At 72.0% G+C, this 15,593-nt stretch carries 18 protein-coding genes; 11 read left to right on the top strand and 7 right to left on the bottom strand.

The window, feature by feature from the left end; genetic code table 11:
• Window positions 1-128: 128 nt before the first annotated feature.
• From B9O00_RS34150 to purC, 3 genes are all read left to right on the top strand, one after another.
• Window positions 129-719, top strand: a complete 591-nt coding sequence (locus B9O00_RS34150) for a LysR family transcriptional regulator (protein ID WP_085123883.1) — start codon at window positions 129-131, stop codon at window positions 717-719.
• Between the two features lie 157 nt (window positions 720-876).
• The gene (locus B9O00_RS16910; protein ID WP_085123882.1) at window positions 877-1,437 is read left to right on the top strand and encodes a DNA-3-methyladenine glycosylase I; all 561 of its coding nucleotides are present in this window, start codon (window positions 877-879) and stop codon (window positions 1,435-1,437) included.
• Window positions 1,438-1,595: 158 nt separating this feature from the next.
• Window positions 1,596-2,357 (top strand): phosphoribosylaminoimidazolesuccinocarboxamide synthase, encoded by a 762-nt coding sequence (gene purC, locus B9O00_RS16905; protein ID WP_085123881.1) that lies wholly within the window; start codon window positions 1,596-1,598, stop codon window positions 2,355-2,357.
• 26 nt (window positions 2,358-2,383) lie between these two features.
• On the opposite strand, the gene B9O00_RS16900 is transcribed toward purC, so the two are convergent.
• Window positions 2,384-2,839, bottom strand: a complete 456-nt coding sequence (locus B9O00_RS16900) for a DoxX family protein (protein WP_085123880.1) — start codon at window positions 2,837-2,839, stop codon at window positions 2,384-2,386.
• A 38-nt stretch (window positions 2,840-2,877) separates the two neighbouring features.
• Entirely contained in the window at window positions 2,878-3,567 is a 690-nt protein-coding gene (gene bluB / locus B9O00_RS16895) for a 5,6-dimethylbenzimidazole synthase (RefSeq protein WP_235017146.1), read from the bottom strand.
• A 49-nt stretch (window positions 3,568-3,616) separates the two neighbouring features.
• Between bluB and B9O00_RS16890 the strand changes: the two genes are divergently transcribed.
• The 7 genes from B9O00_RS16890 to B9O00_RS16860 all read left to right on the top strand — a co-directional run bounded on the left by B9O00_RS16890 (window position 3,617) and on the right by B9O00_RS16860 (window position 10,226).
• Window positions 3,617-5,044: a multicopper oxidase family protein gene (locus B9O00_RS16890; RefSeq protein WP_085123878.1), complete on the top strand. Its 1,428-nt coding sequence runs from the start codon at window positions 3,617-3,619 to the stop codon at window positions 5,042-5,044.
• A gap of 311 nt (window positions 5,045-5,355) precedes the next feature.
• Window positions 5,356-5,598: a phosphoribosylformylglycinamidine synthase subunit PurS gene (purS, locus tag B9O00_RS16885; protein WP_085123877.1), complete on the top strand. Its 243-nt coding sequence runs from the start codon at window positions 5,356-5,358 to the stop codon at window positions 5,596-5,598.
• Window positions 5,599-5,609: 11 nt separating this feature from the next.
• The gene (purQ, locus tag B9O00_RS16880; RefSeq protein ID WP_085123876.1) at window positions 5,610-6,299 is read left to right on the top strand and encodes a phosphoribosylformylglycinamidine synthase subunit PurQ; all 690 of its coding nucleotides are present in this window, start codon (window positions 5,610-5,612) and stop codon (window positions 6,297-6,299) included.
• Entirely contained in the window at window positions 6,296-8,521 is a 2,226-nt protein-coding gene (gene purL / locus B9O00_RS16875; protein WP_085123875.1) for a phosphoribosylformylglycinamidine synthase subunit PurL, read from the top strand. Before purQ ends, purL begins: the two co-directional genes overlap by 4 nt.
• 45 nt (window positions 8,522-8,566) lie before the next feature.
• Complete coding sequence (locus B9O00_RS16870; protein WP_085123874.1) at window positions 8,567-8,800, top strand: BolA family protein; 234 nt, start codon at window positions 8,567-8,569, stop codon at window positions 8,798-8,800.
• Window positions 8,801-8,867: 67 nt separating this feature from the next.
• The gene (gene grxD / locus B9O00_RS16865) at window positions 8,868-9,206 is read left to right on the top strand and encodes a Grx4 family monothiol glutaredoxin (protein ID WP_085123873.1); all 339 of its coding nucleotides are present in this window, start codon (window positions 8,868-8,870) and stop codon (window positions 9,204-9,206) included.
• Between the two features lie 114 nt (window positions 9,207-9,320).
• Window positions 9,321-10,226, top strand: coding sequence for a DMT family transporter (locus B9O00_RS16860; protein ID WP_085123872.1), 906 nt, complete (start codon window positions 9,321-9,323; stop codon window positions 10,224-10,226).
• Between the two features lie 115 nt (window positions 10,227-10,341).
• On the opposite strand, the gene B9O00_RS16855 is transcribed toward B9O00_RS16860, so the two are convergent.
• Together B9O00_RS16855 and B9O00_RS16850 are read right to left on the bottom strand one after the other, a co-directional pair.
• Complete coding sequence (locus B9O00_RS16855) at window positions 10,342-11,121, bottom strand: DODA-type extradiol aromatic ring-opening family dioxygenase (RefSeq protein WP_085123871.1); 780 nt, start codon at window positions 11,119-11,121, stop codon at window positions 10,342-10,344.
• A gap of 104 nt (window positions 11,122-11,225) precedes the next feature.
• Window positions 11,226-11,516, bottom strand: coding sequence for a DUF1272 domain-containing protein (locus B9O00_RS16850; protein ID WP_085123870.1), 291 nt, complete (start codon window positions 11,514-11,516; stop codon window positions 11,226-11,228).
• Window positions 11,517-11,604: 88 nt separating this feature from the next.
• On the opposite strand from B9O00_RS16850, the gene B9O00_RS16845 reads away from it, so the two are divergent.
• A complete protein-coding gene (locus B9O00_RS16845; protein WP_085123869.1) occupies window positions 11,605-13,191 on the top strand; it encodes a tetratricopeptide repeat protein in 1,587 nt (528 codons plus the stop codon).
• 324 nt (window positions 13,192-13,515) lie between these two features.
• Here B9O00_RS16845 and B9O00_RS16840 read toward each other — a convergent pair whose 3' ends face one another.
• The 3 genes from B9O00_RS16840 to B9O00_RS32545 all read right to left on the bottom strand — a co-directional run bounded on the left by B9O00_RS16840 (window position 13,516) and on the right by B9O00_RS32545 (window position 15,556).
• A complete protein-coding gene (locus tag B9O00_RS16840; RefSeq protein ID WP_143596261.1) occupies window positions 13,516-14,334 on the bottom strand; it encodes a Stf0 family sulfotransferase in 819 nt (272 codons plus the stop codon).
• Window positions 14,335-14,588: 254 nt separating this feature from the next.
• Window positions 14,589-15,311 (bottom strand): LamG domain-containing protein, encoded by a 723-nt coding sequence (locus B9O00_RS16835; RefSeq protein WP_143596260.1) that lies wholly within the window; start codon window positions 15,309-15,311, stop codon window positions 14,589-14,591.
• Window positions 15,311-15,556: a spike base protein, RCAP_Rcc01079 family gene (locus tag B9O00_RS32545; protein ID WP_143596259.1), complete on the bottom strand. Its 246-nt coding sequence runs from the start codon at window positions 15,554-15,556 to the stop codon at window positions 15,311-15,313. The genes B9O00_RS16835 and B9O00_RS32545 overlap by 1 nt, the downstream gene beginning before the upstream one ends.
• Window positions 15,557-15,593 lie beyond the last annotated feature (37 nt).

Raw genomic sequence — 15,593 nt, 5'->3', positions numbered from 1 at the left:
CTCCTCGCGGTCTGGATGTCCCGTCGCTTGTGCCCGTCCCGGACGGATGGCTCAAACGATGCTTTCTGGGTGCTTGCGACAGCTTTTCTATCGTGATGCCCGGCACGGCCGCAGCTAGTCTCGCTGCCATGAGCTACCGCCTGCCGCCATTGAACGGCCTGCGCGCCTTCGAGGCCGCCGGCCGCCACCTGTCCTTCAAGCGGGCCGCCGAGGAGCTGTCGGTGACCCCCGGCGCCGTCAGCCAGCAGGTCAAGCGCCTGGAGCAGGCCCTGGGCGTGCCGCTGTTCCGGCGGCTCCATCGCCACCTGGTCCTGACCGGACACGGGGAGACGCTGCTGCCCGAGGTCAGCAAGGCCTTCGAGCATCTCTCCAAGGCCGGCGACCTGGTCGCCCGCTCGCTCAAGGCGCGGCCGCTGCGGCTCGGCGTCTCGCCCGGCCTGGCGGCGGATCCGGAGCGCAAGCTGGCCGGGATCGCCGGGACCGGGCGCGCCGCGGACTTCCTCCGGATCACCCGGACCGACGACCTGGCGGAGCTGCTCGACGGCAGCCTGGACGCGCTGCTGAGGCCCGGCGCCGGCCCCTACCCCGGGATGCACGCCGAGCCGATCGCCCTGGGCGCGGCCTTCGCGCCCCACCACGAGGCGACGCTGGTCGTCTGGCCGGGCCTCGCCCGCTGTCGCGAGGTCGTCAAGCTGAAGGCGCTGCTCGCCGCCGGCTAGGCAGGGTCAGGCGGACGCGGGTACCCCGAGCCTCCACCGCACGCCCTCTCCGCCCCAGAGGGGCAGAGAGGGGAATGGCCTTGTTGGGACGCTTGACGTCCTGTCGGAACAAAGGCAGTACGATCGCTGACACTCTGCAACCGAGGAAGCCCACCCCATGCCCCTGACCCGCTGCTCCTGGTGCGGCGACGATCCGCTCTACGCCGCCTATCACGACGCGGAGTGGGGCGTGCCGGAACGCGATCCACGGGCGCTCTGGGAGCTGCTCAGCCTCGAGGGCTTCCAGGCCGGGCTCGCCTGGATCACCATCCTGAGGAAGCGCGAGGCCTTCCGGGCCGGCTTCGCGGGCTTCGATCCCGAAGCGGTCGCCGGCTTCGGCGAGGCCGAGGTCGAGCGCCTGCTCGGCGACCCCGGCATCGTGCGCCACCGCGGCAAGATCGAGGCGACGATCGACGGCGCGCGGGCTTGGCTGCGCCTGGAGGAGGGCCATCCCGGCGGCTTCTCGGCCTTCGTCTGGGAGGCGGTCGACGGCCGCCCGCTGGTCCGGCGGCCGAAGACCATGGCCGAGGTGCCGGCCGTGACGCCCGAGGCCGAGGCGCTGTCGAAGCGCCTCAAGAAGGCCGGCTTCCGCTTCGTCGGCCCGACCATCGTCTACGCCTTCATGCAGGCCGCCGGCCTGGTCGACGACCACGTCGAGGGCTGCTTCAGGCGCGGCTGAGCGCGCCCGCCGCCGCGCCGTGCGCCCGGGGTCCCGCCCGGGGGCCGTCATTGTTTTGACCCGGCCCCACTGCTATATACCCGCCTGATCAGGTCCCCCCGGCGGTTGCAGCCAGGCGCGGCGAAACGCGCGCTCCCGCCCTATCTCAGAGAAACAACATGCGACGCAGACGTATCTACGAAGGCAAGGCCAAGGTCCTCTTCGAGGGTCCCGAGCCGGGCACCCTGGTGCAGTACTTCAAGGACGACGCCACCGCCTTCAACGCCCAGAAGAAGGGCGTCATCACCGGCAAGGGCGTGCTCAACAACCGCATCTCCGAGTACCTGATGCTGAAGCTCGAGGAGGTCGGCGTGCCGACCCACTTCGTGCGCCGGCTGAACATGCGCGAGCAGCTGATCCGCGAGGTCGAGATCATCCCGATCGAGGTCGTCGTGCGCAACGTCGCCGCCGGCTCTCTCGCCCAGCGCTTCAAGCTGGAGGAGGGCACGCGCCTGCCGCGCTCGATCGTCGAGTACTACCTGAAGAACGACGAGCTCGGCGATCCGCTGGTCACCGAGGAGCACATCACCGCCTTCGGCTGGGCCGCGACCCAGGACATCGACGACATGCTGCAGCTGGCGCTGCGCGTGAACGACTTCCTCTCGGGCCTGTTCCTCGGCGTCGGCCTCAAGCTGGTCGACTTCAAGGTCGAGTTCGGCCGGCTCTGGGAGGACGAGCAGATGCGCATCGTGCTCGCCGACGAGATCAGCCCGGACTCCTGCCGTATCTGGGACGTCCAGACCAACGAGAAGCTCGACAAGGACCGCTTCCGCCGCGACCTCGGCAACGTCGAGCAGGCCTACCAGGAGGTCGCCCGCCGCCTCGGCGTCCTGCCCGAGGCCGGCCCGATGGACCTCAAGGGCCCGAAGGCGATGCAGTAGGGGCGCGTCGGCGACCGCGCCTGCCGTCAGAACTCCCGGCCGATCGCCGCGTCGAGCGAGAAGCGTCCGCCGCCCCTGATCAGGATCGACAGCGCCATCAGGCCCCAGAGCAGCGGCATCTCCAGGCCGCCCTGGGGCCAGAACCAGACCGGCCAGTGGTGGAAGACCGCGACGGCCATGAAGACTGTCACGGCCGCGGCCGCCGGCCGCGTCAGCAGGCCGAGCACCAGGCAGAGCCCGCCGAAGAACTCGGTGCAGCCGATCAGCACCGCCCAGAACAGTCCCGGCGTGAAGCCGGTGCTGGCCAGGAACTGCGCCGTGCCTTCCAGCCCGCCGCCGCCGAACAGGCCGAACAGCTTCTGCGAGCCGTGCGGAATCAGCAGGAAGCCGACCGTGACCCGCACGATCAGGTCGGCGAGCGGTGCCAGCGCGCCGTAGAGCCCGCCGAGAGCCGGGATGATGAGCCTGTTGCCGTTCGCCATGGCCTTGGAGCCTCCCCAGTCTGCCTGCCGTCCGCCGGCTAGCGCTTGAGCACCTGCCGGCCGAGCCCGGTCCGTGCCTGCCAGCGCGCGCGCTCCAGCTCCGGAACCGCCGTCTCCTGCTCGGGCCAGCCGACACAAAGATAAGCGACGAAGCGCCAGCCGTCAGGGACGGCGAGATCGCGTTCCACGGAGCGCGGCTCCAGGATCGAGACCCAGCCGAGCCCGACGCCATGGCTGCGCAGCGCCAGCCAGAAGGTCTGCACCGCCTGGACCACCGAGTAGCGCCGGGTCTCCGGCATGCTCGCCTGGCCGAGGCCGAAGCCCTGGCGCGTCGCCTCGTCGCAGAACACGGCGAGCTGCACCGGCGCTTCCTCCAGGCCGGCCAGCTTGAGCGAGGCGTAGAGCGCGCGGCGCTCGCTCGCCTGGGCGGCCAGGGCCTCGGCGTTGGCCGTGCGGAAGTTGGCGCGCACGGCCTCGCGCGCCGACTCGCTCTCGACGGCGACGAAGCGCCAGGGCTGGCTGTTGCCGACCGAGGGCGACAGGCAGGCGAGGTCGAGCGCCGCCTCGACGATCGCCGGCGGCACCGGATCGCGGCGGAAGCGCCGGACGTCGCGGCGCCAGCGCAGCAGCGCCGCGAACTCGGCGCGGAAGCGGGCGTCGAAGACCGGCGCCGCCTCCTCCAGCCGCGACGGCCGGGCACGGATCTCTCGGAAGGCCGGATGGCTCACGCGCTTGTTCCTCTGCGGCGGACGGCGATCATGCTCTATCCTGCCGGCCATGATCGAGTCACGCAGCAGGCGGAGCGTCCTGAAAGGTCTCGCCGGCGTCAGCGCGCTGGCCGCCCTGCCGCCCGGCCTCGCCCGTGCCGGTGCGCCCCGCGTCATCCGGCCGCAGCCGGCCGAGGCACAGCTGGTCGGCCCGTCCTATCCGAAGACCGCGGTCTGGGGCTACGACGGGCTGATCCCCGGTCCGACGCTCAGGCTGCGCCAGGGCGAGCGCCTGGACGTGCGGCTGGAGAACGGCCTGCCGCAGCCGACGACGCTGCACTGGCACGGCCTCAGGCTGCCCAACGCCATGGACGGCGTGCCCGGCGTGACCCAGGCGGCGGTCGAGCCCGGCGGCAGCTTCGACTACGCCTTCGAGGCACCCGACGCCGGCACCTTCTGGTACCACTCCCACGCCAACTCGGCCGAGCAGGGCGCGCGCGGCCTGGCCGGCCCGCTGATCGTCGAGGAGGCGACGCCGACCGCCGGGACCCTGCGGGTGGACCGGGAGGAGACCTGGCTGCTCGACGACTGGCGGCTGACCAAGGAGGCCCGGATCGCCGAGCCGATGGCGAGCATGATGGACCTCAGCCACGGCGGGCGGATCGGCAACACCGTGACGCTCAACGGCGTGATCCCCGAGGCCTGGCCGGTCACCGCCGGCGAGCGCGTGCGCCTGCGGCTGCTCAACGCCGCCAACGCCCGCTTCTTCGCCCTCAGGTTCGAGGCTCACGCGCCCTGGGTCGTCGCCGTCGACGGCCAGCCCTGCACGCCCTTCCTGGCCGAGAATGGCCGCGTCCTGCTGCCGCCGGCCGGGCGCCTCGACCTGGTCGTCGACCTGACCGGCCGGCCCGGCGCGCGCTTCGAGGTCGTCGACGACGCCTATCCGCGCGACGCCTACCGCCTGCTCGACATCGCCTACGCGGACGAGGCGCCGCTGCGCGCGAGCGCCCTGCCCGCCCCCATGGCGCTGCCGGCAAACCCGCTGGCCGAGCCGGACCTCGGCTCCGCCGAGACGATCGCGATCGTGCTGGAGGGCGGCGCCATGGGCGGCATGGGCGAGGCGACGCTGGGCGGCAAGACCATGGGCCTGCGCGCGCTGGCCGAGCGCGGCAAGGTCTGGGCGCTCAACGGCGTCGTCGCCGGCGACGGCGAGCATCCGCTGCTCGGCGAGCTGAGGCTCGGCCGCAGCTACCGCCTGGTCATCGAGAACCGCACGGCCTTCCCGCACCCGATGCACCTGCACGGCCACCACTACAAGCTCATCGCACGCGACGGCGCGCCGGAGATCCGCGGCATCTGGCACGACACGGTGATCGCCTGGCCGGACGGCACCGTCGAGGTCGCCTTCGTCGCCGACAACCCCGGCGACTGGCTGTTCCACTGCCACATCCCCGAGCACATGATGGCCGGGATGACGGGGATGTTCCGGGTCGGGTGAGGAGCGGTAGCGGCCGCCGCCTCCCTCTGCCTCGGCCGCCGTCGTCCCTTCCCATTTCGTCATCCCCACGAAAGTGGGGATCCAGAGGAAGGCGTCGTAAGCATGGACGGCCGACGGCCCGCGCCGCCGACTTCGTTCTCTGGATCCCCACTTCCGTGGGGATGACGGGCTGAGAGAGTCGGGATGGACGGGGTGCCGCCGGAACATCCCGCACATGCCGGCGACGCACGCGCCAGTGCATTGCCTGGAATCCGTCTCACGGTTAGGTTCCGCGCAACTCCTCCAGGCCAGCCGAGACGGAACCCCTGCCCATGAAGGCGAAAGTCCACGTCACCCTCAAGCCCGGGGTGCTCGACCCCCAGGGCAAGGCGATCCATCATGCCCTCGGCGCGCTCGGTTTCCAGGGCGTCGAGGAGGTCCGCCAGGGCAAGGTCATCGAGCTGGAGCTGGCCGAGACCGACCGCGCCAGGGCCGAGGCCGCGCTGGACGAGATGTGCCGCAAGCTGCTCGCCAACACGGTGATCGAGAACTACGCCATCGAACTGACCGACTGAGGGCGCCCGCCATGCGATCCGCCGTCATCGTCTTCCCCGGATCGAACCGGGAAATGGACATGGTCGCTGCCCTGGAGCAGGCCTCGGGGAAGAAGCCGGCCCTGGTCTTCCACAAGGACACCGAGCTGCCGGAGGTCGACCTCATCGTGCTGCCCGGCGGCTTCAGCCATGGCGACTACCTGCGCGCCGGCGCCATGGCGGCGCGCAGCCCGGTGATGGCCGAGGTCCGGCGCCGCGCCGAGAAGGGCGTGCCGGTGCTCGGGGTCTGCAACGGCTTCCAGATCCTGACCGAGGCCGGCCTGCTGCCCGGCGCGCTGATGCGCAACGCCTCGCTGCGCTTCGTCTGCAAGAACGTCACCCTGCGCTGCGAGAACGCCCAGACGCTGTTCACCGGCGCCATGGAAGCCGGCCAGCGCATGACCGTGCCCTGCGCCCACATGGACGGCAACTACTTCGCCGACGCCGATACCATGAAGCGCCTGGAGGACAGCGGCGGCATCGCCTTCCGCTACGTCGACGGCGAGGGCCGGACGACCGAGGAGGCCAACCCGAACGGCTCGCTCGACAACGTCGCCGGCGTCTTCAACGAGACCAAGACGGTGCTCGGCCTGATGCCCCACCCCGAGGACGCGACCGATCCGCTGCACGGCGGCACCGACGGCCGCGCCCTGTTCCACGGCCTGGCGGAGGCGCTCGCGTGACCGACACGACCAAGACCCCCGGGATCACCCCGGAGATCGTCGCCGAGCACGGCCTGAAGCCCGAGGAGTACCGGAAGGTCCTGGAGATCATGGGCCGCGAGCCCAACCTGGTCGAGCTCGGCATCTTCTCGGTCATGTGGTCGGAGCACTGCTCCTACAAGTCCTCGAAGGTCTGGCTGAAGAAGCTGCCGACCCAGGGCCCCCAGGTCATCTGCGGCCCCGGTGAGAACGCCGGGGTCGTCGACATCGGCGACGGCATGGCGGCGATCTTCAAGATCGAGAGCCACAACCACCCGAGCTTCATCGAGCCCTACCAGGGTGCCGCGACCGGCGTCGGCGGCATCCTGCGCGACGTCTTCACCATGGGCGCGCGGCCGATCATGAACCTCAACGCGCTCAGGTTCGGCTCGCCCGACCACCCGAAGACCCGCCACCTGGTCTCCGGCGTGGTCGCCGGCATCGGCGGCTACGGCAACTGCGTCGGCATCCCGACGGTCGCCGGCGAGGTCAACTTCCACCCGGCCTACAACGGCAACATCCTGGTCAACGCCATGACCGTCGGCCTGGCGCCGGCCGACCGGATCTTCTATTCGGCGGCCGCCGGCGCCGGCAATCCGGTGGTCTACGTCGGCTCGAAGACCGGCCGCGACGGCATCCATGGCGCGACCATGGCCTCGGCGGAGTTCGGCGAGGACAGCGAGGAGAAGCGGCCGACCGTGCAGGTCGGCGACCCCTTCACCGAGAAGCTGCTGATCGAGGCCTGCCTGGAGCTGATGGCGACCGACGCGATCGTCGCGATCCAGGACATGGGCGCGGCGGGTCTGACCTCCTCCTCCTTCGAGATGGCCTCGAAGGGCGGCGTCGGCGTCGAGCTCGACCTCGACCGCGTGCCGCTGCGCGAGGAGGGCATGACGCCCTACGAGATCATGCTCTCCGAGAGCCAGGAGCGCATGCTGATGGTGATCAAGCCCGGGCGCGAGGAGCTGACCCGCGGCATCTTCGAGAAGTGGGACCTCGACTTCGCGGTCATCGGCCGGCTGACCGAGACCGGCAAGATGGTCCTGCGCTGGCACGGCGAGGTCGCCGGCGAGCTGCCGATCGACCCGCTGGCCCTGGCCTCGCCGGAGTACGACCGGCCCTGGACGCCGACGACGCCCCCGCCGCCGCTCGACCCGGCCTCGCTGCCCGAGCGCGACCCGCTGGAGGCCCTGGAGACCCTGATCGGCTGCCCGGACCTCGCCTCGCGGCGCTGGATCTGGGAGCAGTACGACCACCTGGTCATGGGCAACACCGTGGTCCGCCCCGGCGCCGATGCCGGCGTGGTGCGCCTGCCCGCCGAGTGCGGGGGCGGCAAGAAGGGCCTCGCTGCCAAGGTCGACTGCACGCCGCGCTACTGCCTGGCCGACCCCGTCCAGGGCGGCCGCCAGGCCGTCGCCGAGGCCTGCCGCAACCTCTACGCCGTCGGCGCCCGGCCGCTGGCGGTCACCAACAACCTCAACTTCGGCAATCCCGAGAAGCCGGAGATCATGGGCCAGCTGGTCGGCTGCCTGCAGGGCATGGGCGAGGCCTGCCGCGCCCTCGGGGCCCCGGTCGTCTCGGGCAACGTCTCGCTCTACAACGAGACCGAGGGCAAGGCGATCCTGCCGACCCCGACGATCGGCGCGATCGGCCTGGTCGAGGACGTCGCCAGGATCCCCGGCGCCGGCCTGGCCGAGGCCGGCCTGGCGCTGGTGCTGCTCGGCCGGACCCGCGGCGAGCTCGGCCAGTCGCTCTATCTCAGGGAGATCGAGGGCCGCGAGGAGGGCGCGCCGCCGCCGGTCGACCTGGAGGCGGAGCGGGCGGCCGGCGAGCTGCTGCTCGCGCTGATCGCCAAAGGCCGGGTCTCGGCCTGCCACGACCTCTCCGACGGCGGCCTGCTGGTCGCCGCCGCCGAGATGGCGCTGGCCGGCACGGTCGGCTGCGCGCTGGACGTGCCCGGGGAGACCCCGAAAACCGCATGGTTGTTCGGTGAGGACCAGGGGCGCTATCTCTTGGCGGTGCGCGATGCCGATGCCATTCTGTCGGCGGCCGAAGCGGCCGGCGTGCCGGCCGTCCGGGTCGGCGAGACCGGCGGCGACGCGTTGAAACTGTCCGACGGCAGCGCCATCTCGGTGGCGAGCCTGCGGCGCGCGCACGAAGGTTGGCTGCCGGCCTACATGGCCGCGGAGCTGGCTGCCGAGTAACGGCGGTCCTGACCGCGGCTCCTGTCACTGGGAGGATGCTGTTCCATGCCGATGAACCCCGCCGAGATCGAGAAGATGATCAAGGAGGGCATCCCCGGAGCCGAGGTCCGCATCGAGGACCTGGCCGGCGACGGCGACCACTACGCCGCTTACGTCAGCGCCTCGGCCTTCAAGGGCAAGACGCGCGTGCAGCAGCACCAGATGGTCTACCAGGCCCTGCAGGGCCGCATGGGCGGCGAGCTGCACGCCCTCGCCCTGCAGACCTCGGCACCCGACTGAGCGAACCACAGAACAGCAGGCCGCGCGGCACGCCGCCCGCAGCCGGGCAAGATTGAAGGATCAAGCGATGGACAACCCCGTCTTCCAGCGGATCAAAGACGACGTCACCGAGAACGACGTGGTGCTCTTCATGAAGGGCACCCCGGTCTTTCCGCAGTGCGGCTTCTCGGCCGCCGTGGTCCAGGTGATGAGTCACCTGGGCGTCAAGTTCAAGGGCATCAACGTCCTCGAGGACCCGGGCCTGCGCCAGGGCATCAAGGACTATTCGAGCTGGCCGACGATCCCGCAGCTCTACGTCAAGGGCGAGTTCGTCGGCGGCTGCGACATCATCCGCGAGATGTTCGAGTCCGGCGAGCTGCAGGAGCTGCTGCAGACCAAGGGCGTCGAGGTCCGCGCCGACGCCTGACGGCGCGCCGAGCGACAATGCCGAGGGCCCCGGCCGACCGGCCGGGGCCCTTTTTCTTGTCTTGGTGAAAAAGCAAGACTTTCCAGGAACTTAGCGGACGGCCAGGATCGCGCCATGACCAGTGCGGCGCTCCACGGCACGCGACGCGAAGGCCTGGGGCTCGGGCTCGGCCTGCTCGGCGTGCTCGCCTTCTCCGGCACCGTGCCGGCGACCGTGCTGGCGCTCCACGCCTTCTCGCCCGGCTTCGTGGCGCTCGGCCGGGCCGCCCTGGCCGGCCTGGTCGCCGGCCTGCTGCTGCTGGCCTTCCGCCAGCGCCTGCCGCGCCGGGACGAGCTGCGCGGCCTGGCCCTGGCCGCGGCCGGCGTCGTCTTCGGCTTCCCCCTGCTGATGACCTGGGCGCTGCGCACGGTCGAGCCGGCGCACGGCTCGGTGGTCCTCGGCATCCTGCCGCTGGCGACGGCGACCTGCGGCGCCCTGCTGCAGCGCGAGCGCCCCTCGCCCGCCTTCTGGCTGACTGCCGCGGCCGGCAGCGCCACGGTCGTCGCCTTCGCCCTCTGGGACAATCCGTCGGGCGGCCTGCATCTCGCCTGGGGCGACCTCGCCCTGCTCGCCGCCATCGCCCTCGCCGCCCTGGGCTATGCCGAGGGCGCCCGCGTCGCGCGCAGCCTGGGCGGCTGGCAGACGATCTGCTGGGCCCTGGTGCTCAGCCTGCCGATCCTGCTGCCGCTGGCCGGCCGCGACCTGCTGGCGCAGCCGGCTGAGCCGATCGGGCCGGCCGCCTGGAGCGGCTTCCTCTACGTCGCACTGATCAGCCAGCTGGCCGGCTTCTTCGCCTGGTACCGCGGCCTCGCGCTCGGCGGCGTCGCGCGGGTCAGCCAACTGCAGCTGCTGCAGCCCTTCGTGACCCTGGTCTTCGTCTGGCTGGTCCTGGCCCGGCCGATCGGCCCCATGACCCTGGGCTTCGCCGTGCTGGTCGTGGCGCTGGTCGGGCTCGGGCGGCGTGCGACGGTGAGTCGGTAAGCCCTTCCGCCTTCGCCCTTCGGCAAGCTCGGGACAAAGCCGACTGTACTCTCAACGATCGCTCAATTCGCTTCATGCTGAGCCTGTCGAAGCGTGAAGCGAAGCGGCGCCGTCGTCACCCCCAGGCGAAGGCCGCCATCGAGAGGCTGCCGTGCTCGAAGCCGCGGTGGAGGGTTCGGCCAGGCCCGCCGTCGCCGGCGCCGAGGGCGACGAAGAGCGGCAGGAAGTGCTCGTCGCTGGGCTGCGCGAGGCGGGCCTGCGGGGCGCCGTCGAGCCAGCCGGCCAGCGCCGCCTCGTCGCCGGCCTCGACCGAGGCGACCAGCCAGTCCTCGAAGGCCTGGGCCCAACCGGCGGTGCGCTCGCGCTCGATCTGCAGCCGGCGCAGGTTGTGCACGGCGCCGCCCGAGCCGAGGATGAGCACGCCCTCCTCGGCCAGCGGCCGGAGCGCCCGGCCGAGCGCCAAGTGGCTCGCGGCGTCGCGCCGGCTCTGCACCGACAGCTGGACGACCGGGATCTCGGCCTCGGGGAAGGCCAGCAGCAGCGGCACCCAAGCCCCGTGGTCGAGGCCCTGGGCGGGGTCCAGCCGCGCCGCGATGCCGGCCTCGGCGAGCAGCCCGGCGGCTCGCTCGGCCAGGGCCGGCGCGCCAGGCGCCGGGTAGCCGAGGGCATAGAGCTCGCGGGGGAAGCCGTAGAAGTCGTGGATCGTCTCGGGCCGCGCCGCGGTCGAGAGCGTCGGCTGCGCCGTGTCCCAGTGCGCCGAGACGACCAGGATCGCGCGCGGCCGCGGCAGGGCGGCGCCGAGGCCGGCCAGGAAGGCGCGCGCCGGGCTGCCCTGCTCGAGCGGCAGGCTCGGCGCGCCGTGGGAGACGAAGAAGCTGGGCAGGCGGTCGGTCATGACCGGATAGCTGCGCCTCGACCGGCCCGCTGTCCAGGCCCCTGCGCGGAAACGCTGTGTCGCAGCCTGTCACCGCCTGTCGCCGGCAGGCGCCGGCAGGCGCCTCAGCGCCGCTCGGGCGGCAGGTCGCGGTAGCGCGCCTGGAGGTCGGCCAGCTTCGCCGGATCGGGCGTCTTGACGATCCGCTCGCCCGAGGCCGGGTGCTTCGCCAGCATCGCCTTCGGCCGGACCGGCCGCCGCTCCAGCCCACCGCCGCAGTTCGGGCAGACGTTGTGCAGCGGCTCCTCGGCGCAGGCGGCGCAGAAGGTGCACTCGTAGCTGCAGATCCGCGCCTCGGTCGAGGCCGGCGGCAGGTCGCGCCCGCAGAGCTCGCAGTTCGGACGCAAGGCCAGCATCACGACTCCTCCCCTCGCCACAGACGTTAACCGAACCCTAAGCGATCGCAGGGAAAGATCACGAGATCCAATTCGGGGGACGTCGACGATGCCACTTGCCCAGCGCTCACACCTGACGCCGCCCGGCGCCGCCGACCGCTTCCCCGAGGCCCTGGCGCTGCACCAGGCCGGGCGCCTGCCCGAGGCCGAGTCCCTGTACCGCGCGATCCTGCGCCGCGAGCCGCGACGCGCCGAGGCCTGGCACCTGCTCGGCGTGCTCGCCGGCCAGTGCGGCAACCTGCCGGCCTCGCTGGAGCTGCTCGACCAGGCCATCGAGCTCGATCCCCGCCCCGCCCTCTATCACGAGAACCGCGCCAAGGCGCTGCGCAGGCTCGGCCGCACCGAGCCGGCCGAGGCCGCCTACCACGCCGCCCTGGCCCGGGCGCCGCGCCAGGTCGGCCTGCATCTCGGCCTCGGCACCCTGCTGCTCGCCGACCGGCGGCCGGAGGAGGCCCTGGAGCCGCTGCGCCGCGCCACGGTGCTGGCGCCGGGCGACGCCTCGGCCCACGCGACCTACGCCGCCGCCCTGGCCCAGCTCGGCGAGGCGACGCGCGCCGAGATGGCGCTGCGCAAGGCGGCCCGCCTCGACCCGGAGCAGCCCGACCACTGGCGCAACCTCGGCCACGTGCGCCGCCAGCTCGGCAAGCTGGAGGCCGCTGGCGAGGCCCTGGAGCGCGCCGTCGCCACCGCGCCCGACGACGCCGAGGCGCGCTACGCGCTCGGCCTGCACCGCCTGCAGCTCGGCGACCTCGCCGGCGGCTGGCCGCTGACCCTGGGCCGCGAGGCGGCCCCCTCCGGCGCCGCCTGGCGCCGCACGCTGCCCCAGCCGCACTGGCAGGGCGAGAGCCTGGCCGGCCGGCGCCTGCTGCTGTGGGGCGAGCAGGGCATCGGCGACGAGGTCATGTTCGCCCGCCTGCTGCCGCGCGCCCTGGCCGATGCCGGGAGCGTGGCGGTCGAGTGCGACCCGCGGCTGGTGCCGCTCTACCGGCGCAGCTTCCCGGGCCTCGCCTGCCTGCCGCGCGGCGAGGCGGAGGTTCCGGCCGAGGCCTTCGACCTGCAGGCGCCGCTCGGCGACCTCGCCGCCCGCTGGCTGACCGGCTTCGAGGCCTTCGGCGACGGCGCCGCCTATCTCGAAGCCGACCCGTCCCGGCGCGAGGCGCTGCGCCGCCGTCTCGACGACGCCCGCCCGCTGGTCGGGCTCGCCTGGCGCTCCGGCAATCCCGCCAACGGCGCCGCCCGCACGCCGCCGCTCGAGGCCTGGAAGCCGCTGCTCGCGCGCCGGGACCTGCGCTTCGTCGCCCTGCAGTATGGCGACATCGGCGAGGACCTCGCCGCCTTCCGGGCGCTCGGCGGCGAGGTCGAGCTCTTCGACGGCCTCGACCTGCGCGACGACCTGGAGGGGCTGGCGGCGTTGATCGCCGCGCTCGACGGCGTCGTCACCATCGACAACGCGACGCTGCACGTCGCCGGCGCGCTCGGCGTGCCGACCCTGGGCCTGCTGCCCTTCGGGCCGAACTGGCGCTGGTTCGAGGGGCACGGCAACCGCACGCCCTGGTATGGCTCGGTCCGCCTGCTGCGCCAGACGAGCCCCGGCGACTGGGCGCCGCCGCTCGCCGAGGCGGCGAGGCGCGCCTAGAGCGTCGACACTGCTCCTGTGTTACCGGTCGGGTCCACGTCGGCGTCGAACGCTCTCCGGTCGGCGCCGGCCGTTGACCGAACCTCGGCCAGGTCGGGCGAGACTCGCCGCGCCGGTGACCACGACCCGAGCTGAGGTATGTCCTGAACTGCGTCGGCGAGGGAATGCTGCCCGACGGCACCCGCCGCCTCATGCCGGTCGACTTCAGGCGGGGACTGTAGAAGAGGGGAAGCGGTGAAGCGTCTGCCCGCCCCGGTTCGCTGAGGAACGCGGGAACCTGCTGCCAGGCGGCTTGAGGGACCGGGGTCCCGAGCCGCCGCCGGCCTACCCCCCTCTCCGCTCGGCCAGGAAGCGTTCGCGCCACTGCTGCTTGACCGGGTCGGACTGGCGCTCCAGCGGTGCTCGGGGCTGCGCGAAGCGGCCGTCCCACTCGACCCCCAGGAAGGCGCAGATCCCGGCCACCAGCCGCTCGGGGTCAGCGACCAGATCTTCGTAGAACAGGAAGAAGGGCTCGACGCCCGCCTCGGCGAAGTAGAGGTCCCAGTTGGCGTTCTGCTGAATCAGGCCGTGCAGCGCCTCGCGGATCGCCTTGCCGTCGTAGGTCGGCGCGCCGCCGCCTTTGCCGAGGCTGGTCCACTGGTCCGTCTGGCGTGCGTGGATCAGCGAGATCGCCTGGCCCAGGAGGTCGCGGCGTCGGATATGGATGAAGCGCGGCACCGGCAACAGACGGCCGAACAGGTGGTGGCGCAGTCCCACGGCGAACTGGTCGAAGTGGGCATGCAGCCCGAAGACGCCGTTCGGCGTCGTGCGCAGGCGGATCAACGCCGCGGCGTAGCCCTCCACGGATCGATCCTCGGGATCGTGGCCGGCGCGCGCCAGCAGATCCTTGTTCGGACCGCTCGACTTCAAGTACTCGGTCGGCACGCCGAGCACACCGGTCGCAGCCAGCAGACTCGAGAGATAGGTGCTTCCCGAGCGGCGGGTCGATCCGACGACATAGGCCAGCCGCGGCGTCCCCTCGAAATCCGGCTGGTCGAAACAGGCGTCGATCAGCGGATTGTTCAAGGCGAAGCGGGCGGTCTCCGCAAGGACGGCAGACGCGGTCATGCGGCGGCCTTCCGCAAGAGCGCCCGGTCGCGCCACGCCGGGCCAGGCCCGCGCTCGAGGGCGGTCGTGCCGATCCGCTGCGCCGTCGCCGGCCGAACCCGGACGGGCGCGGGGGGCTGCACCTGATCGAGGGGCATGCTCAAGGGCTCTCCGAACTGCCGTGAGAGAGCAGGCTGCCAGGGAGACGTGAGCAGAGCGTTAACGATACCCCCGCGGAGGCCGGGCCCGGGCACCCGAGGCGAGAAGGGGCCGCGGCTCACGCCGCGCCCCCTCCCCTGACCGTCCGCTGCTCAGGAACGCGGAAACTTGCTGCTCGGCGGTGTGAAGGACTGGGTGTAGAGCGCCACCCCCTTCGTGATCCGCACCTCGTCCAGGAAGCCGTTGAGGCCGTTGCCCTGGGCCGCGGTGTTGCCGCCGACGTAGACCGGTGCCGTGGAATTGTGCAGGGCCCCGGCGAAGGTCAGCGTCTGGCTGTCGAGCTGGCCATCGATGAAAGCCCTCACCGTGCTTCCCGCGCGCGTCCACGCGAGGTGTTGCCACTGGCCGGTCGTCACAGTCTGGACGGTCGCCAGCGTGCTGAACGACGTCCCGTCGGAAGACAGCGTCAGGCTCACCGTGCCGTCAGTGTTGAGGTTCGAGAAGAATGAGAACTGTCCGGTCGTGGCCTGCTGGAGCACGCGCCGGGTCTTCGCCAGGCTGTTGGGGTAGACCCAGCATTCCATGGTGAAGTCAGCGTCGAACCAGAAGCTGTCGTCGTCGGGGTAGGTGACGATCGAGCCGTCGCTCGGAAAGCTGCCGCTGCCGGTGCCGTACTTCACGGTCGTCGTGCTGATGCTGGCGCTGGTTGCGGTCGGCGTGTGGTTGTAGGAGCTCTCGTCGGCGAAGCTGCCGTCGAAGCCGAGCAGCAGCGAGACGTCGGCGAAGGGCGGATCGATGGTGCCGCCCGGCGGCTGGCCAGGCCCGATGCTCTTCACCGGCCACGGCCAGAAGCCGATGGTCGTGAGTGTCGTCATCAGTAGATCGCCCAGATGTCGTCCGCGGTGCCGCCGGTCAGCACCGCGAGCACGCGGATCGGGTTGTAGCCCTGCTGCAGCGGCACGTCGCTGCGCACGCCGCCCTGCTCGGTGACCAGGTTCGCCGTGCCGGCGGTGCCGACCAGCAGGCCGCGCGCGGCGCCGTCCGGCAGGGAATCGCTGCCCTTGGTGACCAGCACGACGTCGCGCGCCGGACCGATCGGCTGGACGGGACCCTGATCCATTTCGATGAATTTTAGAGACATGACTCACTCCTTTTGG

Origin of the sequence: Tistlia consotensis USBA 355, from assembly GCF_900177295.1 — a bacterium.
GTDB lineage: Bacteria > Pseudomonadota > Alphaproteobacteria > Kiloniellales > DSM-21159 > Tistlia > Tistlia consotensis.
Note: the sequence above shows the minus strand (reverse complement) of the source record. Positions and strands in the feature narration are given on the sequence as shown.